Below are 211 nucleotides of genomic sequence, written 5' to 3'. Positions count from 1 at the left end.
GCTCGCCGGTAGCGGGCGTTCAACGATTCGATCGCGTTCGTCGTACAGATCACCCTCCGGACCTCGATGTCGTAGTCGAGGACCGGCATGAACTCGGTCCAGGCGTTACGCCACAAACGTATCATCGCCGGATAGGCTCGCCCCCACTCGTCATCGAGATCATCCAGCGCGGCTGCAGCGGCATCGGCGGTGGACGCGGTGTAAATAGCTC

At 62.1% G+C, this 211-nt stretch carries 1 protein-coding gene; it reads right to left on the bottom strand.

Annotated features, from left to right (window positions below):
• Positions 1–211 (bottom strand): transposase (locus tag FVA95_RS30605; protein ID WP_193564472.1); only part of this gene is annotated, 211 nt, incomplete at both ends.

The sequence above is a fragment of the Pseudonocardia sp. EV170527-09 genome (genome assembly GCF_008369905.1).
Taxonomy (GTDB): domain Bacteria; phylum Actinomycetota; class Actinomycetes; order Mycobacteriales; family Pseudonocardiaceae; genus Pseudonocardia.
This window is presented reverse-complemented; position numbering and strand designations above follow the sequence as displayed.